The 25,873-nt window shown below is 39.3% G+C and carries 27 protein-coding genes; 25 read left to right on the top strand and 2 right to left on the bottom strand.

Going from position 1 to position 25,873, the window contains the following annotated elements:
• Positions 1-49 precede the first annotated feature (49 nt).
• Positions 50-589, top strand: coding sequence for a ClbS/DfsB family four-helix bundle protein (locus ACAM22_RS05125; protein WP_369606451.1), 540 nt, complete (start codon positions 50-52; stop codon positions 587-589).
• Positions 590-792: 203 nt separating this feature from the next.
• Here the strand turns inward: ACAM22_RS05125 and dhaQ are convergent, their stop codons facing one another.
• Together dhaQ and dhaS are read right to left on the bottom strand one after the other, a co-directional pair.
• Positions 793-1,782, bottom strand: a complete 990-nt coding sequence (dhaQ, locus tag ACAM22_RS05120) for a DhaKLM operon coactivator DhaQ (RefSeq protein WP_369606450.1) — start codon at positions 1,780-1,782, stop codon at positions 793-795.
• Positions 1,779-2,309 carry a dihydroxyacetone kinase transcriptional activator DhaS gene (gene dhaS, locus ACAM22_RS05115; protein WP_000168605.1) on the bottom strand — a complete coding sequence of 177 codons (531 nt, stop codon included), beginning with the start codon at positions 2,307-2,309 and terminating at the stop codon, positions 1,779-1,781. The genes dhaQ and dhaS overlap by 4 nt, the downstream gene beginning before the upstream one ends.
• A 153-nt stretch (positions 2,310-2,462) precedes the next feature.
• Between dhaS and dhaK the strand changes: the two genes are divergently transcribed.
• The 24 genes from dhaK to rlmD all read left to right on the top strand — a co-directional run bounded on the left by dhaK (position 2,463) and on the right by rlmD (position 25,503).
• A complete protein-coding gene (gene dhaK / locus ACAM22_RS05110) occupies positions 2,463-3,452 on the top strand; it encodes a dihydroxyacetone kinase subunit DhaK (protein WP_369606449.1) in 990 nt (329 codons plus the stop codon).
• 21 nt (positions 3,453-3,473) lie between these two features.
• The gene (gene dhaL, locus ACAM22_RS05105; RefSeq protein ID WP_369606448.1) at positions 3,474-4,049 is read left to right on the top strand and encodes a dihydroxyacetone kinase subunit DhaL; all 576 of its coding nucleotides are present in this window, start codon (positions 3,474-3,476) and stop codon (positions 4,047-4,049) included.
• Positions 4,049-4,423 carry a dihydroxyacetone kinase phosphoryl donor subunit DhaM gene (dhaM, locus tag ACAM22_RS05100; RefSeq protein ID WP_369606447.1) on the top strand — a complete coding sequence of 125 codons (375 nt, stop codon included), beginning with the start codon at positions 4,049-4,051 and terminating at the stop codon, positions 4,421-4,423. The genes dhaL and dhaM overlap by 1 nt, the downstream gene beginning before the upstream one ends.
• Positions 4,424-5,172: 749 nt before the next feature.
• A complete protein-coding gene (locus ACAM22_RS05095) occupies positions 5,173-5,904 on the top strand; it encodes a hypothetical protein (protein WP_369606446.1) in 732 nt (243 codons plus the stop codon).
• A 288-nt stretch (positions 5,905-6,192) separates the two neighbouring features.
• On the top strand, positions 6,193-6,384 hold the full coding sequence (locus ACAM22_RS05090; RefSeq protein ID WP_369606445.1) for a hypothetical protein: 192 nt from the start codon (positions 6,193-6,195) through the stop codon (positions 6,382-6,384).
• Between the two features lie 30 nt (positions 6,385-6,414).
• Positions 6,415-6,627 (top strand): hypothetical protein, encoded by a 213-nt coding sequence (locus tag ACAM22_RS05085; RefSeq protein WP_369606444.1) that lies wholly within the window; start codon positions 6,415-6,417, stop codon positions 6,625-6,627.
• Between the two features lie 48 nt (positions 6,628-6,675).
• Positions 6,676-6,888 (top strand): hypothetical protein, encoded by a 213-nt coding sequence (locus tag ACAM22_RS05080; protein ID WP_369607017.1) that lies wholly within the window; start codon positions 6,676-6,678, stop codon positions 6,886-6,888.
• Positions 6,889-7,008: 120 nt separating this feature from the next.
• A complete protein-coding gene (locus ACAM22_RS05075; RefSeq protein WP_369606443.1) occupies positions 7,009-7,701 on the top strand; it encodes a YjjG family noncanonical pyrimidine nucleotidase in 693 nt (230 codons plus the stop codon).
• 61 nt (positions 7,702-7,762) lie between these two features.
• On the top strand, positions 7,763-8,416 hold the full coding sequence (locus ACAM22_RS05070; RefSeq protein ID WP_261022813.1) for a uracil-DNA glycosylase: 654 nt from the start codon (positions 7,763-7,765) through the stop codon (positions 8,414-8,416).
• Between the two features lie 9 nt (positions 8,417-8,425).
• Positions 8,426-8,890 carry an 8-oxo-dGTP diphosphatase gene (locus ACAM22_RS05065; RefSeq protein ID WP_001135768.1) on the top strand — a complete coding sequence of 155 codons (465 nt, stop codon included), beginning with the start codon at positions 8,426-8,428 and terminating at the stop codon, positions 8,888-8,890.
• 12 nt (positions 8,891-8,902) lie between these two features.
• A complete protein-coding gene (locus ACAM22_RS05060; protein ID WP_369606442.1) occupies positions 8,903-10,171 on the top strand; it encodes a dihydroorotase in 1,269 nt (422 codons plus the stop codon).
• Positions 10,172-10,212: 41 nt separating this feature from the next.
• Positions 10,213-11,574 carry a sodium-coupled multidrug efflux MATE transporter PdrM gene (gene pdrM / locus ACAM22_RS05055; RefSeq protein WP_369606441.1) on the top strand — a complete coding sequence of 454 codons (1,362 nt, stop codon included), beginning with the start codon at positions 10,213-10,215 and terminating at the stop codon, positions 11,572-11,574.
• A 153-nt stretch (positions 11,575-11,727) separates the two neighbouring features.
• Complete coding sequence (locus tag ACAM22_RS05050; RefSeq protein ID WP_369606440.1) at positions 11,728-12,696, top strand: thiamine pyrophosphate-dependent dehydrogenase E1 component subunit alpha; 969 nt, start codon at positions 11,728-11,730, stop codon at positions 12,694-12,696.
• A 15-nt stretch (positions 12,697-12,711) separates the two neighbouring features.
• Positions 12,712-13,704 carry an alpha-ketoacid dehydrogenase subunit beta gene (locus ACAM22_RS05045; RefSeq protein WP_000448714.1) on the top strand — a complete coding sequence of 331 codons (993 nt, stop codon included), beginning with the start codon at positions 12,712-12,714 and terminating at the stop codon, positions 13,702-13,704.
• Positions 13,705-14,169: 465 nt separating this feature from the next.
• On the top strand, positions 14,170-15,213 hold the full coding sequence (locus tag ACAM22_RS05040) for a dihydrolipoamide acetyltransferase (RefSeq protein ID WP_369606439.1): 1,044 nt from the start codon (positions 14,170-14,172) through the stop codon (positions 15,211-15,213).
• 45 nt (positions 15,214-15,258) lie between these two features.
• Positions 15,259-16,962, top strand: coding sequence for a dihydrolipoyl dehydrogenase (gene lpdA, locus ACAM22_RS05035; protein WP_023942531.1), 1,704 nt, complete (start codon positions 15,259-15,261; stop codon positions 16,960-16,962).
• A gap of 58 nt (positions 16,963-17,020) precedes the next feature.
• Entirely contained in the window at positions 17,021-18,010 is a 990-nt protein-coding gene (locus ACAM22_RS05030; RefSeq protein ID WP_101781959.1) for a lipoate--protein ligase, read from the top strand.
• A 521-nt stretch (positions 18,011-18,531) separates the two neighbouring features.
• On the top strand, positions 18,532-19,791 hold the full coding sequence (locus ACAM22_RS05025; protein ID WP_369606438.1) for a UDP-N-acetylglucosamine 1-carboxyvinyltransferase: 1,260 nt from the start codon (positions 18,532-18,534) through the stop codon (positions 19,789-19,791).
• Between the two features lie 15 nt (positions 19,792-19,806).
• Positions 19,807-20,358, top strand: a complete 552-nt coding sequence (locus ACAM22_RS05020) for a GNAT family N-acetyltransferase (RefSeq protein ID WP_224218725.1) — start codon at positions 19,807-19,809, stop codon at positions 20,356-20,358.
• On the top strand, positions 20,351-21,628 hold the full coding sequence (gene spxR / locus ACAM22_RS05015) for a CBS-HotDog domain-containing transcription factor SpxR (RefSeq protein WP_064276043.1): 1,278 nt from the start codon (positions 20,351-20,353) through the stop codon (positions 21,626-21,628). The genes ACAM22_RS05020 and spxR overlap by 8 nt, the downstream gene beginning before the upstream one ends.
• Positions 21,629-21,643: 15 nt before the next feature.
• Positions 21,644-22,504, top strand: coding sequence for a methionyl aminopeptidase (locus tag ACAM22_RS05010; RefSeq protein WP_000631543.1), 861 nt, complete (start codon positions 21,644-21,646; stop codon positions 22,502-22,504).
• 267 nt (positions 22,505-22,771) lie between these two features.
• The gene (ccdA2, locus tag ACAM22_RS05005) at positions 22,772-23,479 is read left to right on the top strand and encodes a thiol-disulfide oxidoreductase-associated membrane protein CcdA2 (protein ID WP_369606437.1); all 708 of its coding nucleotides are present in this window, start codon (positions 22,772-22,774) and stop codon (positions 23,477-23,479) included.
• 11 nt (positions 23,480-23,490) lie between these two features.
• On the top strand, positions 23,491-24,048 hold the full coding sequence (sdbB, locus tag ACAM22_RS05000) for a thiol-disulfide oxidoreductase-associated lipoprotein SdbB (RefSeq protein WP_369606436.1): 558 nt from the start codon (positions 23,491-23,493) through the stop codon (positions 24,046-24,048).
• Between the two features lie 96 nt (positions 24,049-24,144).
• Positions 24,145-25,503 carry a 23S rRNA (uracil(1939)-C(5))-methyltransferase RlmD gene (rlmD, locus tag ACAM22_RS04995; RefSeq protein WP_369606435.1) on the top strand — a complete coding sequence of 453 codons (1,359 nt, stop codon included), beginning with the start codon at positions 24,145-24,147 and terminating at the stop codon, positions 25,501-25,503.
• Positions 25,504-25,873 lie beyond the last annotated feature (370 nt).

Here is a 25,873-nt window from a genome sequence, read left to right as displayed (position 1 = left end):
AAGGATAAAAAATTTCTAATAATAACTAACAATATGAGGGGAGAACTCTGTGCCTAGACCGAAAACAAAAGAGGAGCTAGTGCTGGCCTCTAAGGAAAACTATGAAAAGCTCAATCGTTTCATCTCCCAACTAAGTGAAGATGAGCTACAGACTCCATTTGATTTTTCAAAAGACCAAAAGAAAAAGGAAGCGCACTGGAAACGAGATAAAAATCTAAGGGATGTCCTGATTCATCTCTACGAATGGCAACAGTTACTTTTGACCTGGGTACATTCTAATCAAGAAGGTCACGAAAGACCTTTTCTTCCTGAGTCTTATAATTGGAAAACTTATGGAGAAATGAATGTCGCTTTTTGGAAGAAGCACCAGAAAACATCTTTAGAAGAAGCGAGTAGGCTACTAGAGCAATCGCATAAAGAGGTTTTAGCGTTGTTGGAAAACTTTATCGATGACGAACTCTTTACCAAAAGTGTTTATAAGTGGACGGGAGGGACAAGTCTAGGTTCCTACTTTGTCAGTAGCACTTCCAGTCACTATGATTGGGCTCTGAAAAAACTCAAAGCTCATCAGAAGAATTGTAAGGGATAGATGGACTGTTTGAAATAGAAAGAATGAGTTCTTTTAAACGTAATACTCTTCGAAAATCAAATTCAAACTGCGTCAACGTCGCCTTGCCGTACTCAAGTACAGCCTGCGGCTAGTTTCCTAGCTTGCTTTTTGATTTTCATTGAGTATAAGATAAAAGCAAAGGGCCATCAAGTGATGTAGCCCTTTTGAGTTATACAAGCAAATTACCATGCAAAAGCTGTCGTTGGAGCATTGAGCGCTTCTAACCACTGTTTATTTTTTACGGGGCAAAGAGTTACGGATATACCTGCCATATCTAGACTGGTCATAAATGTTCCTGATTTTATAAAGATAATAGTGACTCCTTCAATTTCTAAGAGTTGAAGGAGATCATTGATAAATATGCCCATTTCTAAGTTGCTGGTAGTGCCTAGATTATTTACAAGCAATATAAATTGATCACCCTTTTTCCAATGATAGTGCAATCTTAATTTACTTATAATTTCATTTGCAAGGATTTCCGATGATTGGAATGGGACGATACGATAACCTTCTTCGCCATGTATGCCAATACCATAAGAAATATTTCCTTCTTCCAAGTTAAATAGTGGAAGGGTGGCTTGAGGGAGACTAGCAGATTTCGTTGCAAAGCCAATCGTTGCGATTTCAGGAGCAAGCTGATGACCTAAATCAGTTAGTTGCTCTATTTCGGCACCGTTCTGAGCCGCATATCCTAAGATTTTATGAAGCAAAATTGTCCCTGCGAGCCCTCTTCCTCTAATTTGAAATCTATTGTGAGGTTCAATGGAAATATCGTCGTGTGCTAGACTATAGCCGACTTTAATTCCTTCTTTTCTAGCAGTGTTAATGGCCGAGCTAAATTCTTTGATGTCTGCTTCGAAATTTTTTACAATGATGAAGACACCGTGACCATTGTTTAAAAAACGAATGGACTCTAAGATTTCAGTTCTTGTGGGAGGAGTAAATAATTGGCCATAGATAGCAGCAGTAAGCATTCCTTCTCCCACATATCCAATATGAGCAGGTTCGTGACCGGAACCTCCACCCGACAATATTGGAACCTGATGAGGATTGCGATTTTTTTGATAGACTAAAGGTAAGGTAGGGTGTTTTTCTAATTCAGGATGACTGCTGACAGTTGCTGAAATGTAACTTGAAATAATTTTCTGTTTATGATTTGAAATAAATGTCATTGTGGTCTCTTTCCAATAATTGTCATGATGAGAAAGTCTGGTTGTGGAACTGGACTTTTTTTATTGACATAAGCCTTCACGATCTCTGCTAGAGCATGTGAATGATAGTCTAACAAAAAACAAGTATAAGCAGATGAATCGATATCAATCTGACCGTATTCTTTTAAAATTTTTGATACAAGCAAGCGACAGTAGCTGATAAAGTGGTCATAGAAGTTATTTTGCCCTTGAATATCAAAAAGTTGAATATAAAAGTCACGCTCTTGTTCGAAATAAAAAAATAATTCTTGTAATAGTTTTTGGCCTGAAATAAAGTCCAAGTTATTGGTGATATACTCGGTTAAGTCATTTTCAAATATCCAGTCTAGCAGTTCATATTTGTCAAGAAAGTGATTATAAAAGGTCTGTCTACGAATGCCAGCTGATTCCATGATATCTACAATGGAGATTTTATCAAATTCTCTAGTAGCTAATAGGTCTCTAAATGCCTTGGCAATCCGTTTTTTTGTAATAAGTGATGATGCCATAGGAAACCTTTCTTTTACTTACTTCATTTTACCAAAAAAATGTTTTAAACGGGTTTAAAAGGGGACAAATAATAGAATCTGTCCCTTATCATCCAGCAGTAAAAAATATATAATGAAAGCGAAAACAAAGGTAAATGCCGAAAGGAGTTTCTCATGAAAAAAATTATAAATGAACCGACACAAGTTGTTGATGAAATGTTGCAGGGATTATCATTCATGCATGATGACTTGGTTCAACGCTTAGATGGTTTTGATGTCATCGTTAGAAAGGCAGAAAAGACAGGAAAAGTTGGACTCATTTCAGGTGGAGGTTCAGGACATGAACCAAGTCATGCTGGATTTGTAGGAGATGGAATGTTGTCTGCTGCCATTTGTGGAGCAGTCTTCACTTCACCTACTCCGGACCAAATTTTAGAAGCCATTAAGGCGGCTGATGAAGGTGCTGGAGTTTTCATGATCATCAAGAACTATTCTGGTGACATTATGAACTTTGAAATTGCACAAGAACTTGCTGAAATGGAAGGTATTGATGTAGCAAGTGTTGTGGTTGATGATGATATCGCTGTTGAAAATAGTCTCTATACCCAAGGGCGTCGAGGTGTTGCAGGTACTATATTAGTCCATAAAATTTTGGGTGCTGCAGCTCGTTCTGGTAAATCATTAGCTGAAATGAAGGACTTGGCCGATAAACTTGTCTTAGAAATTAAAACAATTGGGCTAGCCTTGTCTGGAGCAACCGTTCCTGAAGTTGGGAAACCAGGTTTTGTTCTAGAAGATGATGAATTTGAATATGGAGTTGGTATTCACGGTGAGCCAGGATATAAGAAAGAGAAAATGCAACCTTCAGCACAATTGGCCTCAGAGCTGGTTGAAAAATTATCTGAAGGTTTCCAACTTAAGGCTGGTGAACGCTATGGCCTTCTCATCAATGGTTTAGGAAGCACTCCTCTTATGGAGCAATACGTATTTGCAAATGATGTGGCTAAATTACTCCATGAAAAAGGTGTTGAGTTGGCGTTTAAGAAAATTGGAAACTATATGACATCAATTGATATGGCTGGCTTGTCATTAACATTGATTCGATTGGCAGATGATGAGTGGTTGGATGCTCTAAATGCACCTGTTACTACCCCAGCTTGGTAAAACTCAAGGAGGAAATGTCGCATGAATGCTGAACAAGCTCTTGAATGGATGAAGCTTTTTAATGAAAAGATTCAGGAACAGAAAGATTACCTTAGTGAGCTAGACACTCCTATAGGAGATGGAGATCACGGTGGAAATATGGCGCGTGGCATGGCTGCAGTTATGGAAAACTTAGAAGGAAAGCAATTTGAGACCAGCAGTGATGTGTTTAAGCTTGTCTCAATGCAACTACTGAGTAAGGTAGGCGGTGCTTCTGGTCCCTTGTATGGCTCTGCTTTTATGGGCATGGCCAAGGCTGATTCTAATTCGAAAATAGAGGAAATCTTACAAAGCGGTTTGGATATGATTGTCAAACGTGGGAAAGCAGAAGTTGGAGAAAAGACAATGGTTGATGTTTGGACTCCTGTTATTGCTGCCTTGTCTGCTGGCCAATTGACTCAAGAGGTTATTGATAAGGTAGTGAATGCTACCAAAGATTTACTTTCAACTAAAGGAAGGGCATCTTATGTAGGAGAACGTTCTCTTGGACATATTGATCCTGGATCATTCTCATCAGGATTACTCTTTACTGCTCTTTTAGAAACTGGGGTGGTTTAATGGGAAGTGTTGGTCTTGTTATCGTTTCACATTCCAAACACATTGCAGAAGGTGTTGTTGAACTGATTAGTGAAGTAGCTAAAGATGTTCCGATTACTTATGTAGGAGGAACCGAAGATGGAGGAATTGGAACGAGTTTTGATCAAGTAGATAGGGTTGTTTCCGACAATCCAGCAGATACTTTATTAGCCTTTTTTGACCTAGGTTCTGCTAAAATGAACTTAGAAATGGTGGCTGATTTCAGTGATAAAAGTATCGTCATCAATAGGGTTCCAATTGTAGAAGGTGCCTATACTGCAGCTGCTCTTCTTCAGGCTGGTGCAGAACTGTCAGTTATTCAAATACAGTTGTCGGAGCTTGAAATCAATAAATAAGGAATTTTACTATAACTCTTTTTATAGGTGGGCTATTGATTATCTCAACTATCAAATTTTAAGTAAATAATTTCAAAATCAGAAAGGGATTGCTTTGGGCAGTTCCTTTTTAATGTAAAAGGAGTGGAATCATAGCGTTTCTAAATTGTTAATACTCTTCGAAAATCTCTTCAAACCACGTCAACGTCGCCTTGCCGTACTCAAGTACAGCCTGCGGCTAGTTTCCTAGTTTGCTCTTTGATTTTCATTGAGTATAATAATTCAAAACTGATTGTGATGGGACTATTCTAGCCTTAGAATCCTTCAAAAATTAAAATTTAAGGCAATCAATGGCTTAGAATAGTGAGAAAACATTTAGTTTATAGTAATTCTAGGTCTAGAATTGCATATATATTTATGAAGTCAGGGTGTTCGATTGTTAGGATTGTTCTATTCTGAACGATTTGAGCTGTCAATTGTATAGAATAGTAGTTTGCCAATGAATTTTGTTGAAAGATTCCTTGTTTTATGGTAGTCTAAAGTAAAAGAAAGCCCTACTATTATATTTGTATCTTTAATCTGACTTGGTTTAGGTCTAGAAGAGGGATGGATATTTTGGGTTTCCAAATAATAATAATATTTTCACTTGCAAAAAATGTATTTCAACTTTACCTAATGTAGAAGAAGGAAATATCATAAAATGCTTATGACTTGTTTGAAAGAGAATGTAAACTAAAAATGGATCCCCTTTATATATTAGGAGTAGGTAGATGAGTAATCTAGAGTCGATTCGTAAAGCGCATATCATCGTGTGGGGTGCCTATCTATTTTTATCATTAAGGGCGCCGCTAATTAGCAGCACTGAGTATATCTTGCTTATTTTTTTAGCATTTCTCTATTCAATAGTATCGTTACCTATATACTCTGTGAAGAATAAAATAGTATCCACTTGTTTGGCTATAAACTCGATTCTGTTAATGAGTTTTCCAATTTTAATCAATAAATTTTTCCCAGGAAACGTTTCTACTTATATCGTATTAATAAGTATTTTTATTCTGGAGTTCTTAATCTTTAATAAAATTGGTAGAGATTTTGATACTAGATTAGCTAGTGAATATAGGAAAATCAGTCAGTTTAAAAGTAAGATGTCTCAATCTCCTTGGATAAAATATTTAGAGATTTCTAGTTTTATATTAACTATATTTCCATTTATTCTTCATGGTACAGTTGATAATCGTGTATTGGCTCTTATCTTTTTGATAAAAATTTGTGTAGATACTACGATAAAGCTTCTATTAAACAGAATCTTTAATTCAAGTGAGATGATGAAAAGGAGGATATTTTCTCTTTTCGCAGTAGATTTGATTGTCTATTTATTTTTAGGCTATGTTTTAGCAATGCAAAAAGATGGATACCTATTTTCAATTCTACTAATTTTTTCTAATTTCTCACTTCCCTTTATCAGAGAAAAAGAGTATGAACTATTTAGAAATAAGAAGTGAGATAAATAGGCTTAAATCTTAGTTCTCTTTAAAATCAAATCAGGTAGAGAAAGGATATCTTATCTAGGTAACAAAGTGCTTTAAACACAGTCGACGATTACTTATTAGAGAACTATCCTAACCATGCATCGTTAAAGAGGAGAAATCTTATGAAACTCGTATCACCAAATAATTATGTTGCTATTGAGTAAGGAGAGATGAGGTGTCTTGATGGGGGATTATCTCTACATAAAGACGGGGGAATGTTATAGTAAACGTAGCCATTGCTTATTTTATGGGAGACTCAACATGTTTAAACTAAGTGATAAAGTCAGAGTGGCATCTGCTCTTTTAGGGGCAAGTTCCATATTGATTAGTATGTATCTTATACCTTTTATTAAAACTGAGAATAAATTTTGGGAGATACTTTTATTTATTTTAGGTGTATTGCTAATTGGAATTGCATTACTAAGTCATAAAAAAATTAAATTTTGGAAATAGCGTTAGTGAGAAGAACAGGATGATAGTATTATGATGGTTGTTTTAATTTTGATGGTTGTGGTGTTTTTGTATTATGTAATTACAGAGTATTTTCAGAATAGTTATATTGACTGTATACTATTTCTAACATTGCTGATTTCTCATTTGATATGGGATTACTATTTTTTGCCCATTGAAGTCTTAATAGCATTAAGTGGAGTAAATTTGTTGTCAAGATTTTTCAAAAAAAAGAGAAGTCAATAGATTTGCTAGTGGATTACTAAGATGAAAGGTAAAATTGGAATATTTAAAATGAAACATTTTTTTGCAGGAATTGGTGAGATAAGATTTATTAGTTATCTATTGTCTCTATGTGTAGGACTAGCCCCTCTTTTTCATATCTATGTAATAGGCTCTGAAATGAGTTTTGTGAAAATAGTGTTATCTATTTTGGGAATTATATTTGTTTGTATTTTAACTATTGCTCGAATTTATAGAAGATTTTTCTATAATTCACTAGAATAGCATGGGTTAGTTAATCCATTAGAACTATTATTCTTTGTGATACTATACCACTTTTAAGTTTTTACATTAAACAACCGAATGAAGTGAAACTTGTTTATCTTAGAAAGGAAAACTCTCAAATTGTCCTACAAATTTCTACTCTTCGACCTCGACCACACTCTTCTTGATTTTGATGCTGCTGAGGATGTGGCTCTAACGCAACTCCTAAAAGAAGAAGGAGTTGTGGATATTCAGGCCTACAAAGACTTTTACGTTCCCATGAACAAGGCTCTCTGGAAGGACTTGGAGCAAAAGAAAATCAGTAAACAAGAGCTGGTTAACACGCGCTTTTCTCGTTTATTTTCTCATTTTGGACAGGAAAAAGACGGTAGTTTTCTAGCCCAGCGTTACCAATTTTACCTAGCCCAGCAGGGGCAAACACTATCGGGCGCTCATGAACTCTTAGACAGCCTTATCGAGCGAGATTATGATCTATATGCTGCGACAAATGGCATTACTGCCATTCAAACAGGGCGTTTGGCTCAATCTGGACTAGCACCTTATTTCAATCAAGTCTTTATCTCTGAACAGTTGCAAACACAAAAGCCTGATGCTTTTTTCTATGAAAAAATCGGTCAGCAGATTGCTGGATTTGATAAAGAAAAAGCCCTGATGATTGGAGATTCTCTAACCGCCGACATTCAAGGCGGCAATAATGCGGGGATTGACACGATTTGGTACAATCCTCATCACCTCGAAAATCCCACACAAGCCCAGCCAACCTACGAAGTCCATTCCTACCAAGACTTGCTGGATTGTTTAGATAAACTGTAAAAAGTGGTTTCCATAGCCACTTTTTGCTATAATAGAGGCAGTAAAAACGAAGGAGTTGGCTATGAAACACTCGTCTTGGCATGATTTGATTAAGGCGCAATTACCTGAGGGTTATTTTGGGAAAATCAATCAGTTTATGGAGCAGGTCTATGCTCAGGGGACTGTTTATCCGCCCAAGGAAAAGGTTTTTCAGGCTCTCTTGACAACACCGCTAGAAGAGGTTAAGGTGGTAATTCTAGGGCAAGACCCCTATCACGGGCCAGGTCAAGCGCAAGGCTTGAGTTTTTCGGTTCCAGATGCTATTCCATCTCCGCCATCCTTGCAAAATATCTTGAAAGAATTGTCAGATGATATTGGGGTTAAGAAATCTCATGATTTGACAGCTTGGGCTGAGCAAGGAGTCTTGCTTCTTAATGCTTGTTTGACGGCTCCTGCTGGACGGGCCAATGGTCATGCTGGTCAGATATGGGAGCCCTTTACTGATGCTGTGATTCAGGTGGTCAATCATATAGATAGACCAGTCGTTTTTGTACTCTGGGGAGCTTATGCACGCAAGAAGAAGGTCTTGGTTACCAATCCTCATCACTTAATTATCGAATCAGCCCATCCCAGTCCTTTGTCGGTTTATAGAGGATTTTGGGGTTCCAAGCCTTTTTCCAAGGCTAATGCATTCTTAAAAGAAACAGGACAAGAGCCAATCGATTGGCTTAGATAAGGAGAAAATATGCCTCAGTTAGCGACAATTTGCTACATTGATAACGGGAAAGAACTGCTTATGCTCCACCGCAATAAGAAACCCAATGATGTCCATGAAGGGAAATGGATTGGTGTGGGTGGTAAGCTAGAGCGAGGAGAGACGCCTCAGGAATGCGCTGCGCGTGAAATCCTCGAAGAAACAGGGCTCAAAGCTAAGCCAGTTCTAAAAGGTGTTATCACTTTTCCTGAATTTACGCCAGATTTAGACTGGTACACCTATGTTTTTAAAGTGACGGAGTTTGAGGGCGACTTGATTGATTGCAACGAGGGAACGCTGGAATGGGTTCCCTATGACGAGGTTTTGAGCAAGCCGACTTGGGAAGGTGACCATACCTTTGTTGAGTGGCTTTTAGAGGATAAACCCTTCTTTTCAGCCAAGTTTGTTTATGATGGGGATAAATTGTTGGATACCCAAGTTGATTTCTATGAATAAAGGAGAAAGCAGATGCTACTAATCAAAAATGGTCGTGTAATGGATCCCAAGTCTGGTTTGGATCAAGTGTGTGATGTCTTAGTTCAAGATGGGAAAATTATAAAAATTGCGCCTGAGATCACGGAAGAAGGAGCAGAAATCTTAGATGCTAGTGGTCTTGTAGTTGCTCCTGGCTTGGTCGATATTCATGTTCATTTCCGTGAACCGGGTCAAACACATAAAGAAGATATTCATACTGGTGCCCTAGCAGCCGCTGCAGGTGGTTTTACAACTGTTGTCATGATGGCTAATACTAGTCCAACCATTTCGGATGTGGAAACTTTGCAAGAAGTTCTCCAGTCAGCTGCCAAAGAGAAGATTCATGTCAAGACGGTTGCGACCATTACTAAAAACTTTAATGGCCAAGATTTGACAGACTTCAAGGCACTCTTAGAAGCTGGTGCGGTTGGTTTTTCTGATGACGGCATTCCGCTTGAAAGCAGTAAAGTTGTAAAGGAAGCCATGGAGGAAGCTAAAAAGCTTAATACCTTTATTAGTCTTCATGAGGAAGATCCAGGTTTGAACGGTGTTCTTGGCTTTAACGAAAATATTGCTAAAGAACATTTCCATATCTGCGGTGCGACTGGAGTAGCTGAGTATGCTATGATGGCGCGTGATGTCATGATTGCCTATGCAACCAAGGCCCATGTTCATATTCAGCATTTGTCTAAGGAAGAAAGTGTTAAAGTAGTTGAGTTTGCTCAGGGATTGGGTGCGAAAGTCACAGCAGAAGTAGCGCCACAGCATTTCTCTAAGACAGAAGCACTTCTTTTGACACAAGGTAGCAATGCTAAGATGAATCCGCCGCTTCGTTTGGAATCAGACCGTCGTGCTGTTATCGAAGGTCTTAAGTCAGGTGTCATCACAGTTATTGCGACAGACCATGCGCCTCACCATGCGGATGAAAAAAATGTCGAGGATATTACCAAAGCGCCATCTGGTATGACTGGCTTAGAAACATCTCTATCTCTTGGATTGACTTATTTGGTCGAAGCTGGTGAGTTAAGCTTGATGGAATTACTCGAAAAAATGACATACAACCCATCCAAGCTTTACAACTTTGAAGCAGGTTACTTGGCTGAGAATGGTCCAGCTGACATCACTATTTTTGATGCTAAGGCTGACCGCCTTGTGGACTCCCATTTTGCTTCGAAAGCAGCTAATTCACCATTCATCGGTGAAACCTTAAAAGGGCAGGTTAAATATACCATCTGTAAGGGACAAATTGTCTATCAAAACTAGGTGGGAGTCTGCTCTGTAAACAAAAAGAATAGAGAGCTTATATGTACCAGACCCATCATTTTAAAGACAAGTTTATCTTATTTTTAAAGATATTTTTCCCTATCCTGATTTATCAATTTGCCAACTATTCTGCATCCTTTGTTGATACGACTATGACTGGCCAATACAATACCATGGACTTGGCTGGTGTGTCTATGGCAACCAGTATCTGGAATCCTTTCTTTACCTTTCTAACAGGTATTGTTTCAGCCTTGGTGCCCATCATTGGTCACCATCTTGGTCGAGGTAAAAAGGAAGAAGTTGCGTCAGATTTTTACCAGTTCATCTATCTGGCCTTGGGCCTATCTGTGGTCTTGCTGGGGATGGTACTTTTCTTGGCACCGCCAATCTTGAATCATATTGGACTAGAAGCACCGGTGGCGGCAGTAGCGGTTCGCTATCTCTGGTTTTTATCTATCGGGATTATCCCCTTGTTGCTCTTTAGTGTCATTCGTTCCTTGCTGGATTCGCTAGGCTTGACCAAATTGTCCATGTACCTCATGCTTTTGTTACTTCCTCTCAATAGTGGATTTAACTATCTCTTGATTTACGGTGCCTTTGGTGTTCCAGAACTGGGAGGGGCTGGTGCTGGTTTAGGTACTTCCTTGGCCTACTGGGTCTTGCTGGGGATTTCTGTTTTGGTTCTATTTAAACAGGAGAAGCTCAAAGCCTTGCATTTTGAGAAACGCATTCCGCTTAATATGGATAAAATCAAGGAAGGAGTTCGTTTAGGTCTACCTATTGGGGGAACTGTCTTTGCCGAAGTGGCTATCTTTTCCGTGGTTGGCTTGATTATGGCTAAGTTCTCGTCCTTGATTATCGCTAGTTACCAGTCAGCCATGAACTTTTCAAGTCTTATGTACGCCTTTCCTATGAGTATCTCATCGGCTATGGCTATTGTCGTTTCCTATGAAGTGGGAGCCAAGCGATTTGATGATGCGAAAACTTATATTGGTTTAGGAAGAGGGACCGCCCTCATTTTTGCGGCCTTCACCTTATCTTTCCTTTACATTTTTAGAGGAAATGTGGCCAGTCTTTATGGTAACGACCCAGAATTTATCGATTTGACAGCGCGTTTTTTGACTTACAGCCTCTTCTTTCAGTTAGCAGATACCTTTGCGGCACCGCTTCAGGGAATTTTACGGGGGTATAAGGATACAGTTATTCCTTTTTACCTTGGTTTGGTTGGTTATTGGGGCGTAGCAATCCCAGTGGCTATGGTATTTGATTCCCTAACAGATTTTGGAGCTTATTCATACTGGATTGGTTTGATTATTAGTCTAATCGTGAGTGGCGTTCTCTACCGTTGGCGTTTGACAGTGATTATGAAAAGATTTGAATCTTTAGCAAAATCTAAACGATAAAAAGTTTGTGAAAAAATATTCTTAATGAGAAAATCCCTTGTTTTCATGGGGTTTTCTTTTTTATTTTGTGAAATTTACTTGAGAAAAACTTTGACAGTCTTTACCAAAAACGGTAGAATAGTAAGGTAAGAAGAAAGTTAGAAAGGCAAGAAGATGTCAACTTTAGATAAAAATCTTTTGCTAGAAATGTTCCGTAAGATGGAAGAAATCCGTCGCATGGACTTAAAAATTGCGCAATTAGTAAAGAAAGGAAAAGTGCCAGGAATGACGCACTTTTCTGTTGGTGAAGAGGCAGCTAACGTGGGGGCTATGTTAGCTCTCAATCCAGATGATCTGATTACCTCAAACCACCGTGGTCATGGACAAGCTATTGCCAAAGGGATTGACCTCAACGGAATGATGGCTGAAATCCTTGGTAAATACACTGGAACCTGTAAAGGAAAAGGTGGATCTATGCATATCGCCGACCTTGATGCTGGTAACCTTGGTGCCAATGGTATCGTAGGTGGTGGTATGGGGATTGCTGTCGGTGCAGCTCTTAGTCAGCAAATGCAAAATACCGGTAAAATCGTTGTCTGCTTCTTTGGAGATGGTGCGACCAATGAAGGTGTTTTCCACGAAGCAGTGAACATGGCTTCTATCTGGAACCTGCCAGTCATTTTCTATTGCATTAACAACGGTTACGGTATCTCTGCGAATATCAAGAAAATGACCAATGTAGAACATATCCATCAACGTAGCGCCGCTTATGGAATTCCTGGAATGTTCATCGAAGATGGAAACAATGTCATCGATGTTTATGAAGGGTTCAAGAAAGCTGTAGATCATGTTCGCAGTGGCAATGGACCAGTCTTGATTGAAAGTGTAACTTATCGCTGGCTTGGTCACTCATCATCTGACCCTGGTAAATATCGTACACGTGAAGAAGTGGAATTGTGGAAACAAAAAGACCCGATCGAAAACCTTCGCAAGTACCTCATTGAAAACACTATTGCAAGTGCCGAAGAATTGGAAGAAATCCAAGCGCAAGTAAAGGAAGCAGTAGAAGCTTCTGTTAAATTTGCAGAGGAAAGTCCATTCCCACCGCTTGAATCAGCATTTGAAGATATTTACGCAGACTAAGGAGAAAGAGATAAAATGGAAACAAAAACAATGTCCTTCCGTGACACCATTATCCTTGCTATGTCTGAGGAAATGCGTCGCGATGAAAATGTGTTCTTGATGGGAGAAGACGTTGGTGTCTTCGGAGGAGACTTCGGAACTTCTGTTGGAATGCTTGAAGAATTTGGTCCAGAACGTGTTCGTGACTGTCCAATTTCTGAAGCAGCCATCTCAGGGGCAGCAGCAGGAGCAGCCATGACAGGACTTCGTCCAATTGTCGATATGACCTTTATGGACTTCTCGGTCATTGCCATGGACAATATCGTCAACCAAGCTGCTAAAACACGTTATATGTTTGGTGGTAAAGGTCAGGTTCCAATGACTGTTCGTTGTGCAGCAGGTAACGGAGTTGGTTCTGCAGCCCAGCACTCGCAATCTCTAGAGTCTTGGTTTACTCACATTCCAGGACTTAAGGTTGTAGCGCCAGGTACACCTGCGGACATGAAAGGATTACTTAAGTCTTCTATCCGTGATAATAACCCTGTTATCATTCTTGAGTACAAGTCAGAATTTAACCAAAAAGGGGAAGTGCCAGTTGATCCAGACTACACAATCCCACTTGGAGTTGGGGAAATTAAACGTGAAGGAACGGATGTAACAGTTGTTACTTACGGGAAAATGCTTCGCCGTGTGGTTCAAGCAGCTGAAGAATTAGCAGAAGAAGGAATTTCAGTTGAAATTGTGGATCCTCGTACCCTTGTTCCACTTGATAAGGATATCATCATCAACTCAGTGAAGAAGACTGGTAAGGTTGTTCTGGTCAACGATGCCCATAAAACAAGTGGCTATATCGGAGAGATTTCAGCTATTATTTCAGAATCAGAAGCATTTGATTATTTAGATGCACCAATCCGCCGCTGTGCAGGAGAAGATGTGCCAATGCCTTACGCACAAAACCTGGAAAATGCAATGATTCCAACCGTTGAAAGCATCAAAGATGCCATCCGAAAAACATATAACAAAGAATAGAATTGCATAAGATAAATTATGTAAAATAACGGTTGTTTTTAACTTTAGTAACTTGAGATATGTATTGTACCCAAGTTATTTGCAAATTTGCGACAGGAGAGAGTCGAATCGATAATATTCGACGAATGAATTAGTAAGTCTACTAGGTTGATCGCCTAATAGCGGCAACCGTAGCAACTTGAGATACGTGTTGTATCCAAGTTGTTTCTAAAGTTGCGACATGAGAGAGTCGAATCAGTAATATTCGACGAATGAATTAGTAAGTCTACTAGGTTGACCGCCTGATAGCGGCAACCGTAGTAACTTGAGACACGTTCCGTGTCCAAGTTACTTGTAGAGTTGAATTCGGACGGAGGTCTGTGAAAAAAAGATAGATTTCCTTGTGTTCATCGAACACATCGTCAATCTCCTATTTTTTCATTGCCCTCTGCGTCCTTAATATCTTAGTATAGAATTGGAGAGGTCATGGCTGATGACAAGCTAAGAGCGACTCCTGCAGCTAGAAAGTTAGCGGATGATTTAGGAATCAACCTCTACGACGTTTCTGGCTCAGGTGCAAACGGTCGTGTCCACAAAGAAGACGTGGAAACTTATAAAGACACAAACGTGGTTCGCATTTCGCCACTTGCAAAACGAATTGCCCTCGAACATAATATTGCTTGGCAGGAAATCCAAGGAACTGGTCATCGTGGTAAAATCATGAAGAAGGATGTTTTGGCCTTGCTTCCTGAAAATATCGAAAACGATACCATCAAGTCTCCTGCTCAGATTGAAAAAGTGGAAGAAGTTCCTGATAACGTAACACCATACGGTGAAATTGAACGTATTCCAATGACACCAATGCGTAAGGTTATTGCCCAACGTATGGTTGAATCTTACCTAACTGCGCCAACCTTCACGCTCAACTATGAAGTTGATATGACTGAAATGTTGGCTCTTCGTAAGAAGGTGCTTGAACCAATCATGGGAGCAACCGGGAAGAAGACTACTGTAACAGATCTTCTTTCACTTGCTGTTGTGAAAACCTTGATGAAGCATCCTTATATCAACGCTTCATTGACAGAAGATGGCAAGACCATTATCACTCATAACTATGTCAACCTTGCCATGGCAGTTGGTATGGATAATGGATTGATGACACCTGTTGTTTACAATGCTGAGAAGATGAGTCTTTCAGAACTGGTTGTAGCCTTTAAGGATGTTATTGGCCGTACCTTGGATGGTAAATTGGCTCCAAGCGAACTGCAAAATTCAACATTTACTATCAGTAACTTGGGAATGTTTGGCGTTCAGTCCTTTGGTCCGATCATCAACCAACCAAACTCAGCTATCCTTGGTGTGAGTTCGACAATTGAGAAGCCGGTTGTCGTCAATGGTGAAATTGTGATTCGCCCAATCATGAGTCTTGGTTTAACAATTGACCACCGTGTCGTAGATGGTATGGCTGGTGCTAAGTTCATGAAAGACTTGAAAGAATTGATAGAAAATCCAATCTCAATGTTGATTTAAGAACAAGAGTATTCATTTTAAAGATATAGATAAAGGAAGGAAGACATGGCCTTAGAAGTAATTATGCCAAAAGCCGGCGTGGATATGACAGAAGGACAAATCGTCCAATGGAATAAAAAAGTCGGAGAATTTGTAAAAGAAGGAGAAATCCTTTTGGAAATCATGACTGACAAAGTCAGCATGGAATTGGAAGCCGAAGAAGATGGGTACTTGATTGCCATTCTCAAAGGAGATGGTGAAACTGTCCCTGTAACGGAAGTTATCGGTTACCTTGGTGAAGAAGGGGAAAACATCCCAACAGCTGGAGCAGCAGCCCCAGAAGCTAGCCCTGCACCTGCAGCAAGTGCCTCAAACGATGATGGTAAGAGCGATGATGCTTTTGATATCGTTGTGATTGGTGGAGGTCCTGCTGGTTATGTTGCAGCCATCAAAGCTGCCCAACTCGGCGGTAAGGTTGCCCTTGTTGAGAAATCTGAACTTGGTGGAACCTGCTTGAACCGTGGCTGTATCCCAACTAAGACCTACCTTCATAACGCTGAAATTATCGAAAACATCGGTCATGCCGCAAACCGTGGTATCGTAATCGAAAATCCAAACTTCACTGTAGATATGGACAAACTTTTAGAAACTAAATCTAAAGTTGTTAATACTCTTGTTGGTGGTGTTGCAGGACTTCTTCGTAGCTACGGAGTTACTGTTCATAAGGGTATCGGTACTATTACTAAAGACAAGAATGTCTTGGTAAATGGTTCAGAATTGCTTGAAACCAAGAAAATTATCCTTGCTGGTGGTTCAAAAGTCAGCAAGATCAACGTTCCTGGTATGGAATCGTCACTTGTCATGACCAGTGACGATATTCTTGAAATGAACGAAGTTCCAGAAAGTCTCGTTATCATTGGTGGTGGGGTTGTCGGTATCGAGCTTGGTCAAGCCTTCATGACATTCGGTTCAAAAGTAACTGTTATCGAAATGATGGATCGCATTGTCCCAGCAATGGATGCGGAAGTATCTAAGAACCTTCGCTTGATCCTTGAGCGTAAAGGAATGACCATCTTGACTGGTACTAAACTGCAAGAAATCATCGAGGAAAATGGTCAACTTCGTATCAAGGTTGAAGGAAAAGACGATATTATCGCAAGCAAAGCTCTCCTTTCAATCGGTCGTGTTCCGGATCTTGAAGGTATTGGTGATGTTGAGTTTGAATTGGATCGTGGTCGCATCAAGGTCAACGAATACATGGAAACTTCTGTTCCAGGTATCTACGCACCAGGTGACATCAACGGTACTAAGATGTTGGCTCACGCAGCCTTCCGCATGGGTGAAGTTGCTGCTGAAAACGCCCTTAAAGGAAACCATGCTGTTGCCAAGTTGAATTTGACTCCTGCAGCTATCTACACACTTCCAGAAGTAGCGGCAGTTGGTTTGACTGAAGAACAAGCCCGTGAGAAATATGATGTCCAAATCGGTAAATTCAACTTTGCTGCTAATGGTCGTGCCATTGCTTCTGATGCTGCTCAAGGTTTCGTAAAAGTCATTGCAGATAAGAAATACGGGGAAATTCTTGGTGTTCACATCATTGGTCCTGCAGCTGCAGAATTGATCAATGAGGCGTCAAGCATTATCGAAATGGAAATTACTGTTGAAGAAATGCTGAAGACTATCCACGGACACCCAACCTACTCTGAAGTGATGTACGAAGCATTTGCGGATGTTCTAGGAATGGCTATCCATTCACCTAAGAAAAAATAAAAGAAAGATAGATTAGACTGGAAGGTTATTTCCAGTCTCTATCGTATAAAGGGATATCATGAAATATATTATTAATCATTCAAACGACACTGCTTTTAATATCGCCTTGGAAGAATATGCCTTTAAACATCTTTTGGATGAGGATCAAATCTTCCTTCTTTGGATCAATAAACCATCTATCATTGTTGGTCGTCACCAGAACACTATCGAAGAAATTAACCGTGATTATGTTCGAGAAAATGGTATTGAGGTGGTCCGCCGTATCAGCGGTGGTGGAGCTGTTTACCACGATTTAAATAACCTCAACTACACGATCATTTCAAAAGAAGATGAAAATAAGGCATTTGACTTCAAGAGCTTCTCGACTCCAGTCATCAATACACTAGCTCAACTTGGGGTTAAAGCTGAGTTCACAGGCCGTAATGACTTAGAAATTGACGGTAAGAAATTCTGTGGCAATGCCCAAGCTTATATTAATGGCCGTATCATGCACCATGGTTGCTTGCTCTTTGACGTTGATTTGTCAGTCCTTGCTAACGCCCTCAAGGTTTCAAAGGACAAATTTGAGTCAAAAGGTGTGAAATCCGTCCGTGCTCGTGTAACCAATATTGTCAATGAATTGCCAGAAAAAATCACGGTTGAAGAATTCCGTGATTTACTCTTGGAATACATGAAAAAAGAGTACCCAGAGATGACTGAATACGTTTTTTCTGAGGAACAATTGGATGAAATCAATCGCATCAAGGATACTAAGTTTGGTACTTGGGACTGGAACTACGGTAAATCACCTGAATTTAACGTCCGTCGTGGAACAAAATTCACTAGTGGTAAGGTTGAAGTTTTTGCTAATGTCGTCGAATCAAAAATCCAAGACATCAAGATTTATGGTGACTTCTTTGGTATCGAGGACGTTGTAGCTGTAGAAGATGTCCTTCGTGGAGTGAAATACGAACGCGAAGACGTCCTTAAAGCCCTAGAAACTATTGATATCACACGCTACTTTGCTGGTATTAGCCGCGAAGAAATCGCTGAAGCGGTAGTAGAGTAAAGAAAAGCTATTTGTTAGTCATTGTGGGTTGCAGAAAAGATATTATCTGGATAGGACAAGTCTTAAAACCTGCTGAACGAGAATCAAAAAGAACTCACTTCCAGTGCTTAATAAAAAAACTCGGAAGTTTGTTCTGAGTCAACTAAATACGACTATTTGCAATTGAATATAGAGATGAGAAGGTCAGTAGTAGATTGTCTGCAAGGTGACACAGACATGAGTTGTTTTTGATTTCCGCATAGTATTAACACCCCAAAAGACTATTATCTCTTATAGTTGAACGATACCTCAAAAGTTAGATAGAGAAAATCTAATTTTTGGGGTATTTTGCAGTTCTTAATTTAGGCTTTTTTAGTATCAAAAGATGTTTCATAAAATATGGACTCAACCTTTCAACTTAATCCTATTTATTACTTACTATCTCCAATAAAAGTGAAAAGGATGGAAAAAAGGTTGCATTTATGATATAATTTATTTTAAAGACCTTATTAGAAATCTTGAAAGAGTATTAAAAACTTAGAATGAGAAAAATTGTTATCAATGGTGGATTACCACTACAAGGTGAAATCACTATTAGTGGTGCTAAAAATAGCGTTGTGGCCTTAATTCCAGCTATTATATTGGCTGATGATGTGGTGACTTTGGATTGCGTTCCAGATATTTCGGATGTAGCAAGTCTTGTCGAAATTATGGAATTGATGGGAGCTACTGTTAAGCGTTATGACGATGTCTTGGAGATTGATCCAAGAGGTGTTCAAAATATTCCAATGCCTTATGGTAAAATTAACAGTCTTCGTGCATCTTACTATTTTTATGGGAGCCTCTTAGGCCGTTTTGGTGAAGCGACAGTTGGTCTACCGGGAGGATGCGATCTAGGTCCTCGTCCGATCGACTTACACCTTAAGGCATTTGAAGCCATAGGTGCCACTGTTAGCTACGAGGGAGATAACATGAAGTTATCTGCTAAAGATACAGGACTTCATGGTGCAAGTATTTACATGGACACGGTTAGTGTAGGGGCAACGATCAATACGATGATTGCTGCGGTTAAAGCGAATGGTCGTACTATTATTGAAAATGCAGCCCGTGAACCTGAAATTATTGATGTAGCTACCCTCTTGAATAATATGGGAGCCCATATCCGCGGTGCAGGAACTAATATCATCATTATTGATGGTGTTGAAAGATTACATGGAACCCGTCATCAGGTGATTCCAGACCGTATCGAAGCTGGAACATATATTTCTTTAGCTGCTGCAGTCGGCAAGGGGATTCGTATAAATAATGTTCTTTACGAACACCTAGAAGGATTTATTGCTAAGCTGGAAGAAATGGGAGTGAGAATGACTGTATCTGAAGACAGCATTTTTGTCGAAGAGCAGTCTAATTTGAAAGCAATCAATATTAAGACAGCTCCTTACCCAGGCTTTGCAACTGATTTGCAACAACCGATTACTCCACTTTTACTAAGAGCGAATGGTCGTGGTACAATTGTCGATACGATTTACGAAAAACGTGTAAATCATGTTTTTGAACTAGCAAAGATGGATGCGGACATTTCGACAACAAATGGTCATATTTTGTACACAGGTGGACGTGATTTGCGTGGGGCCAGTGTTAAAGCGACTGACCTACGAGCTGGGGCTGCACTAGTCATTGCTGGGCTTATGGCTGAAGGTAAAACTGAAATTACCAATATCGAGTTTATCTTACGTGGTTATTCTGATATTATTGAAAAATTACGTAATCTAGGAGCGGATATTACACTTGTTGAGGATTAAACCGTAGAGGTGTTTATGAATATTTGGACCAAATTAGCAATGTTTTCTTTTTTTGAAACGGATCGCTTGTATTTGCGTCCTTTCTTTTTTAGTGATAGTCAAGACTTCCATGAGATAGCCTCAAATCCTGAAAATCTTCAATTTATTTTCCCAACTCAGGCAAGTCTGGAAGAAAGTCAATATGCATTAGCAAATTACTTTATGAAGTCCCCTTTGGGAGTGTGGGCAATTTGTGACCAGAAAACTGAAAAAATGATTGGTTCTGTTAAGTTTGAAAAGTTAGATGAAATTAAAAAAGAAGCAGAACTTGGCTATTTTTTGAGAAAAGATGCTTGGTCTCAAGGATTTATGACAGAGGTTGTTAGAAAAATTTGTCAACTTTCTTTTGAGGAATTTGGTTTAAAACAATTGTCCATTATTACCCACCTTGAAAATGAAGCTAGCCAAAGAGTTGCTCTTAAGTCTGGATTTCGTTTGTTCCGTCAGTTTAAGGGAAGTGATCGCTACACAAGAAAAATGCGGGATTATCTTGAATTTCGGTATGTAAAAGGAGAATTCAATGAGTAAGCATCAGGAAATTCTAAGCTATTTGGAGGAATTACCAGTAGGTAAAAGGGTCAGTGTTCGTAGCATTTCCAACCATCTGGGAGTCAGTGATGGAACGGCCTATCGTGCTATCAAAGAAGCTGAAAATCGTGGAATTGTGGAGACCCGCCCAAGAAGTGGTACTATCCGTGTTAAATCCCAGAAAGTTGCGATTGAAAGATTAACTTTTGCTGAAATTGCAGAAGTGACTTCTTCTGAGGTTTTGGCTGGGCAAGAAGGTTTAGAGAGAGAATTTAGTAAGTTTTCAATTGGTGCCATGACTGAACAAAATATCTTGTCTTACCTTCACGATGGGGGACTCTTGATTGTCGGAGACCGTACCCGTATCCAACTGTTAGCACTTGAAAATGAAAATGCTGTTCTTGTGACAGGAGGATTTCATGTTCATGATGATGTGCTTAAACTGGCCAATCAAAAAGGAATTCCTGTTCTGAGAAGCAAGCATGATACTTTCACTGTCGCGACCATGATTAATAAAGCCTTGTCAAATGTTCAAATCAAGACTGATATTCTGACAGTTGAGAAACTTTATCGTCCGAGTCATGAGTATGGTTTTCTGAGAGAGACCGACACCGTTAAAGATTATTTGGATTTGGTTCGTAAGAATCGTAGCAGTCGTTTCCCTGTTATCAATCAACATCAGGTCGTTGTTGGGGTTGTTACTATGAGAGATGCGGGTGATAAGTCACCAAGTACCACAATTGATAAGGTCATGTCTCGTAGTCTATTTTTAGTTGGATTATCGACAAATATTGCCAATGTGAGTCAACGGATGATTGCTGAAGACTTTGAAATGGTACCGGTTGTCCGGAATAATCAAACCTTGCTTGGAGTTGTGACACGGCGAGATGTCATGGAGAAGATGAGTCGTTCTCAAGTTTCGGCTCTACCAACTTTTTCTGAGCAGATTGGTCAAAAACTCGCTTATCACCATGATGAAGTAGTGATTACAGTGGAACCCTTTATGCTTGAGAAAAACGGTGTTTTAGCTAACGGTGTATTGGCAGAGATACTGACTCATATGACCCAAGATTTAGTTGTGAATAGTGGTCGCAATCTCATCATCGAGCAAATGCTGATCTACTTTTTGCAGGCTGTTCAGATAGATGATATACTGCGCATTCAAGCACGCATTATCCACCATACTAGACGATCAGCTATTATTGATTACGATATTTATCATGGTCATCAGATTGTTTCAAAGGCAAATGTGACTGTTAAAATTAATTAGAAACTAGGAGAAAAAATGATAACATTAAAATCAGCTCGTGAAATCGAAGCTATGGACAAGGCCGGTGATTTTTTAGCAAGTATCCATATTGGCTTGCGTGATTTGATTAAGCCAGGCGTAGATATGTGGGAAGTTGAAGAGTATGTCCGACGTCGTTGCAAGGAAGAAAATTTCCTTCCACTTCAGATTGGGGTTGACGGTGCCATGATGGACTATCCTTATGCTACCTGCTGCTCTCTTAACGATGAAGTAGCTCATGCCTTCCCTCGTCACTATATTTTGAAAGATGGTGATTTGCTCAAAGTTGATATGGTTTTGGGAGGTCCTATTGCTAAATCTGACCTGAATGTCTCAAAATTAAACTTCAACAATGTTGAGCAAATGAAGAAATACACTCAGAGCTATTCTGGTGGTCTTGCAGACTCATGTTGGGCTTATGCTGTAGGTACACCGTCCGAAGAAGTGAAAAACTTGATGGATGTAACCAAAGAAGCTATGTACAAGGGGATTGAGCAAGCTGTTGTTGGGAACCGTATCGGGGATATCGGTGCGGCTATTCAAGAATACGCTGAAAGCCGTGGTTACGGTGTAGTGCGTGATTTGGTTGGTCATGGTGTTGGCCCAACTATGCACGAAGAACCAATGGTTCCTAACTATGGTATTGCTGGTCGTGGACTCCGTCTTCGTGAAGGAATGGTCTTAACCATTGAACCGATGATTAATACAGGCGATTGGGAAATTGATACAGATATGAAGACTGGTTGGGCGCATAAGACCATTGACGGTGGCCTATCTTGTCAATATGAACACCAATTTGTCATTACTAAGGATGGTCCGGTAATCTTGACTAGCCAAGGTGAAGAAGGGACTTATTAAAATAAGTAAAAGTAGATTGAAGAAAAAGTGGCTCTTTGGACAATTTTCTTCAATTTTTTCTTTTATCTATAGTGAAATGAAAAAACCGAACAATTTGATTGAGAAATTCAAATCAATTTCTAACAATGTTTTAGAAAACATAGTGTACTATTAAAGGGTTTGTTTCATATAATATAATGACAAAAACAGTTAACCGTAGCAAACTTGATACAAATTTTAATATTTATAGTACAATAGGTTTAAATTCTTAAGAAAGTTGGTTCTTTATTGGAAACGCTAGTATTTTCAATCTCCGTTTTTTTAGCAGGGGTCTTGTCCTTCTTTTCTCCCTGTATTTTTCCTCTTCTGCCAGTTTATGCTGGAATTTTATTGGATGATCAGGAAAGCGCAAAAAGTTTTTCTTTATTTGGGAGAAAGGTTCTCTGGTCAGGTTTGATTCGAACACTTTGCTTTATTGCAGGTATCTCTCTCATTTTCTTTATCTTAGGATTTGGTGCTGGTTACTTTGGTAATATTCTCTATGCAAATTGGTTTCGATATATCATGGGAACAATTATTATCATTTTGGGACTTCACCAGATGGAAATTTTTCATTTTAAGAAATTAGAGATTCAAAAAAGCTTTACCTTCAAGCAATCAGCAGCCAATCGTTATTGGTCAGCCTTTTTACTTGGTATTACCTTTAGCTTTGGTTGGACGCCTTGTATTGGTCCAGTTTTAAGTTCTGTTTTAGCACTTGCGGCTTCTGGAGGCAATGGCGCTTGGCAAGGGGCTATCTATACTCTTATTTACACTCTGGGTATGGCCATTCCTTTCTTGGTCTTGGCCCTAGCTTCAGGAGTAGTGATGCCTTATTTTAGTAAACTCAAGCGCCATATGATGCTACTAAAGAAAATTGGTGGTTTCCTCATTATTTTAATGGGAATTTTGTTACTATTAGGACAAGTAAATGTTCTAGCTGGAATTTTTGAATAAAGGAGAAAAAGATGAAAAAAGTAATGTTTGCTGGTTTAAGCTTTTTATCATTAGTTGTATTGATGGCCTGTGGTGAGGAAGAAACTAAAAAGACTCAAGCAGCACAACAGCCAAAACAACAAACGACTGTACAACAAATTGCTGTTGGAAAAGATGCTCCAGACTTCACCTTGCAATCCATGGATGGTAAAGAAGTTAAGTTATCGGATTATAAGGGTAAAAAAGTCTATTTGAAGTTTTGGGCTTCCTGGTGTGGTCCATGTAAGAAAAGTATGCCTGAGTTGATGGAATTAGCTGCAAAACCAGATCGCGATTTTGAAATTCTTAGTGTCATTGCACCGGGTATTCAAGGTGAAAAAACTGTCGAGCAATTCCCACAATGGTTCCAAGATCAAGGTTATAAGGATATCCCAGTGCTTTATGATACCAAAGCAACCACCTTCCAAGCTTATCAAATTCGAAGCATTCCTACAGAATACCTGATTGACAGTCAAGGAAAGATTGGAAAGATACAATTTGGTGTTATCAGCAACGCGGATGCAGAAGCAGCATTTAAAGAAATGAACTAGCATAGATAAAGAGAATCTGATTACAAATTTCATGGTATAATAGATGGTAACCGTAACGTTGCCGTCTTTTTTGTCGGCCAATAGAAAGAGAAGAGAATGTTAAAGAAAAATGATATTGTAGAAGTTGAAATTGTTGACTTGACCCATGAAGGCGCAGGAGTTGCCAAGGTGGATGGTTTGGTATTTTTTGTAGAGAATGCTTTACCGAGTGAAAAAATCCTTATGCGTGTCCTTAAGGTTAATAAAAAGATTGGTTTTGGTAAAGTTGAAGAATACCTTGTCCAGTCACCACACCGTAATCAAGATTTAGATTTGGCTTACCTGCGTTCAGGAATCGCGGATTTAGGTCATCTTGCCTATCCAGAACAGCTCAAATTTAAAACCAAGCAAGTCAAGGACAGTCTCTACAAAATTGCTGGAATTGCAGATATAGAGGTTGCTGAAACTTTGGATATGGAAAATCCAATCAAGTACCGCAACAAGGCACAGGTGCCTGTTCGTCGTGTTAATGGTGTCTTGGAAACAGGCTTTTTCCGTAAAAATTCGCATGACCTCATGCCTCTTGAAGATTTCTTTATTCAGGATTCTGTCATTGACCAAGTTGTGGTAGTTCTTCGAGATTTGCTTCGTCGTTTTGACTTGAAACCTTATGATGAAAAGGAACAATCTGGCTTGATTCGAAACCTTGTGGTGCGTCGGGGGCACTATTCAGGACAAATCATGGTCATTTTGGTAACAACTCGTCCCAAAGTTTTTCGTGTTGACCAATTGATTGAACAATTAATCAAGCAGTTCCCAGACATTGTGTCTGTTATGCAAAATATCAACGACCAGAACACTAATGCTATTTTTGGCAAGGAATGGCGCACACTTTATGGACAAGATTTTATCACTGACCAGATGTTGGGAAATGACTACCAAATCGCTGGACCCGCTTTTTACCAAGTCAATACTGAAATGGCTGAAAAACTTTATCAAACAGCCATTGATTTTGCGGAATTAAAAGAAGATGACGTGGTTATTGATGCCTATTCTGGTATCGGGACGATTGGCCTCTCTGTTGCGAAACATGTCAAGGAAGTTTATGGTGTTGAGGTAATTCCAGAAGCGGTTGAGAATAGCAAGAAGAATGCCCAACTGAACAATATTTCAAACGCCCACTATGTTTGTGACACAGCTGAAAATGCCATGAAGAATTGGACCAAAGATGGAATTCAACCAACCGTTATTCTAGTGGACCCACCAAGAAAAGGCCTCACAGAAAGCTTTATCAAGGCAAGTAGCCAAACAGGTTCTGACCGCATCGCTTATATCTCATGTAATGTCGCAACTATGGCGCGTGATATCAAACTCTATCAAGAATTGGGATATAAATTGAAGAAAGTCCAGCCGGTGGACTTGTTTCCGCAAACGCATCACGTCGAATGTGTAAGCTTGTTGGAGAAACGTAGTTAATCCTCAAAAGATTCCCCAAACCTTTTGAGTCAAGCAGACGCATCATGTTGAGACAATTGTGTTGCTTTCCAAACTAGATTCTAAGAAATATATTAGTATGGAACTTCCGATGGATATATTGATTTAACGAGTGCTGAAAGCAAGGCAACATATAAACAAATTCAAAACTATGTTTTTGAAACGTTTGGGTTTAAGGTATCGACACTTTATATTGCACAAGTGAAGAAAAAGCATGGTTTAGAGGTTAAGGAACACTATAATATTTCAAAAAATGAGAATCAGAAAGTTCCACAGTATCCAATTGAAAAGGAAGAAGCTATTTTGGATGCGTTTAAGCATTTTAAGATGTTGTAATATTAAAACAATAGGG

The sequence above is a fragment of the Streptococcus sp. SN-1 genome (assembly GCF_041154385.1).
GTDB classification, from domain to species: Bacteria; Bacillota; Bacilli; order Lactobacillales; family Streptococcaceae; genus Streptococcus; species Streptococcus mitis_CT.
This window is presented reverse-complemented; position numbering and strand designations above follow the sequence as displayed.

Bases quoted from the DNA above. Each gene is read 5' to 3' on its own strand.
- dhaQ (WP_369606450.1), bottom strand. From the start codon at position 1,782: ATGACATTTATTTCAAATCATAAACAGAAAATTATTTCAAGTTACATT.
- dhaS (WP_000168605.1), bottom strand. From the start codon at position 2,309: ATGGCATCATCACTTATTACAAAAAAACGGATTGCCAAGGCATTTAGA.
- dhaK (WP_369606449.1), top strand. From the start codon at position 2,463: ATGAAAAAAATTATAAATGAACCGACACAAGTTGTTGATGAAATGTTG.
- dhaL (WP_369606448.1), top strand. From the start codon at position 3,474: ATGAATGCTGAACAAGCTCTTGAATGGATGAAGCTTTTTAATGAAAAG.
- dhaM (WP_369606447.1), top strand. From the start codon at position 4,049: ATGGGAAGTGTTGGTCTTGTTATCGTTTCACATTCCAAACACATTGCA.
- ACAM22_RS05095 (WP_369606446.1), top strand. From the start codon at position 5,173: ATGAGTAATCTAGAGTCGATTCGTAAAGCGCATATCATCGTGTGGGGT.
- ACAM22_RS05090 (WP_369606445.1), top strand. From the start codon at position 6,193: ATGTTTAAACTAAGTGATAAAGTCAGAGTGGCATCTGCTCTTTTAGGG.
- ACAM22_RS05085 (WP_369606444.1), top strand. From the start codon at position 6,415: ATGATGGTTGTTTTAATTTTGATGGTTGTGGTGTTTTTGTATTATGTA.
- ACAM22_RS05080 (WP_369607017.1), top strand. From the start codon at position 6,676: ATGAAACATTTTTTTGCAGGAATTGGTGAGATAAGATTTATTAGTTAT.
- ACAM22_RS05070 (WP_261022813.1), top strand. From the start codon at position 7,763: ATGAAACACTCGTCTTGGCATGATTTGATTAAGGCGCAATTACCTGAG.
- ACAM22_RS05065 (WP_001135768.1), top strand. From the start codon at position 8,426: ATGCCTCAGTTAGCGACAATTTGCTACATTGATAACGGGAAAGAACTG.
- ACAM22_RS05060 (WP_369606442.1), top strand. From the start codon at position 8,903: ATGCTACTAATCAAAAATGGTCGTGTAATGGATCCCAAGTCTGGTTTG.
- pdrM (WP_369606441.1), top strand. From the start codon at position 10,213: ATGTACCAGACCCATCATTTTAAAGACAAGTTTATCTTATTTTTAAAG.
- ACAM22_RS05050 (WP_369606440.1), top strand. From the start codon at position 11,728: ATGTCAACTTTAGATAAAAATCTTTTGCTAGAAATGTTCCGTAAGATG.
- ACAM22_RS05045 (WP_000448714.1), top strand. From the start codon at position 12,712: ATGGAAACAAAAACAATGTCCTTCCGTGACACCATTATCCTTGCTATG.
- ACAM22_RS05040 (WP_369606439.1), top strand. From the start codon at position 14,170: ATGGCTGATGACAAGCTAAGAGCGACTCCTGCAGCTAGAAAGTTAGCG.
- lpdA (WP_023942531.1), top strand. From the start codon at position 15,259: ATGGCCTTAGAAGTAATTATGCCAAAAGCCGGCGTGGATATGACAGAA.
- ACAM22_RS05030 (WP_101781959.1), top strand. From the start codon at position 17,021: ATGAAATATATTATTAATCATTCAAACGACACTGCTTTTAATATCGCC.
- ACAM22_RS05025 (WP_369606438.1), top strand. From the start codon at position 18,532: ATGAGAAAAATTGTTATCAATGGTGGATTACCACTACAAGGTGAAATC.
- ACAM22_RS05020 (WP_224218725.1), top strand. From the start codon at position 19,807: ATGAATATTTGGACCAAATTAGCAATGTTTTCTTTTTTTGAAACGGAT.
- spxR (WP_064276043.1), top strand. From the start codon at position 20,351: ATGAGTAAGCATCAGGAAATTCTAAGCTATTTGGAGGAATTACCAGTA.
- ACAM22_RS05010 (WP_000631543.1), top strand. From the start codon at position 21,644: ATGATAACATTAAAATCAGCTCGTGAAATCGAAGCTATGGACAAGGCC.
- sdbB (WP_369606436.1), top strand. From the start codon at position 23,491: ATGAAAAAAGTAATGTTTGCTGGTTTAAGCTTTTTATCATTAGTTGTA.
- rlmD (WP_369606435.1), top strand. From the start codon at position 24,145: ATGTTAAAGAAAAATGATATTGTAGAAGTTGAAATTGTTGACTTGACC.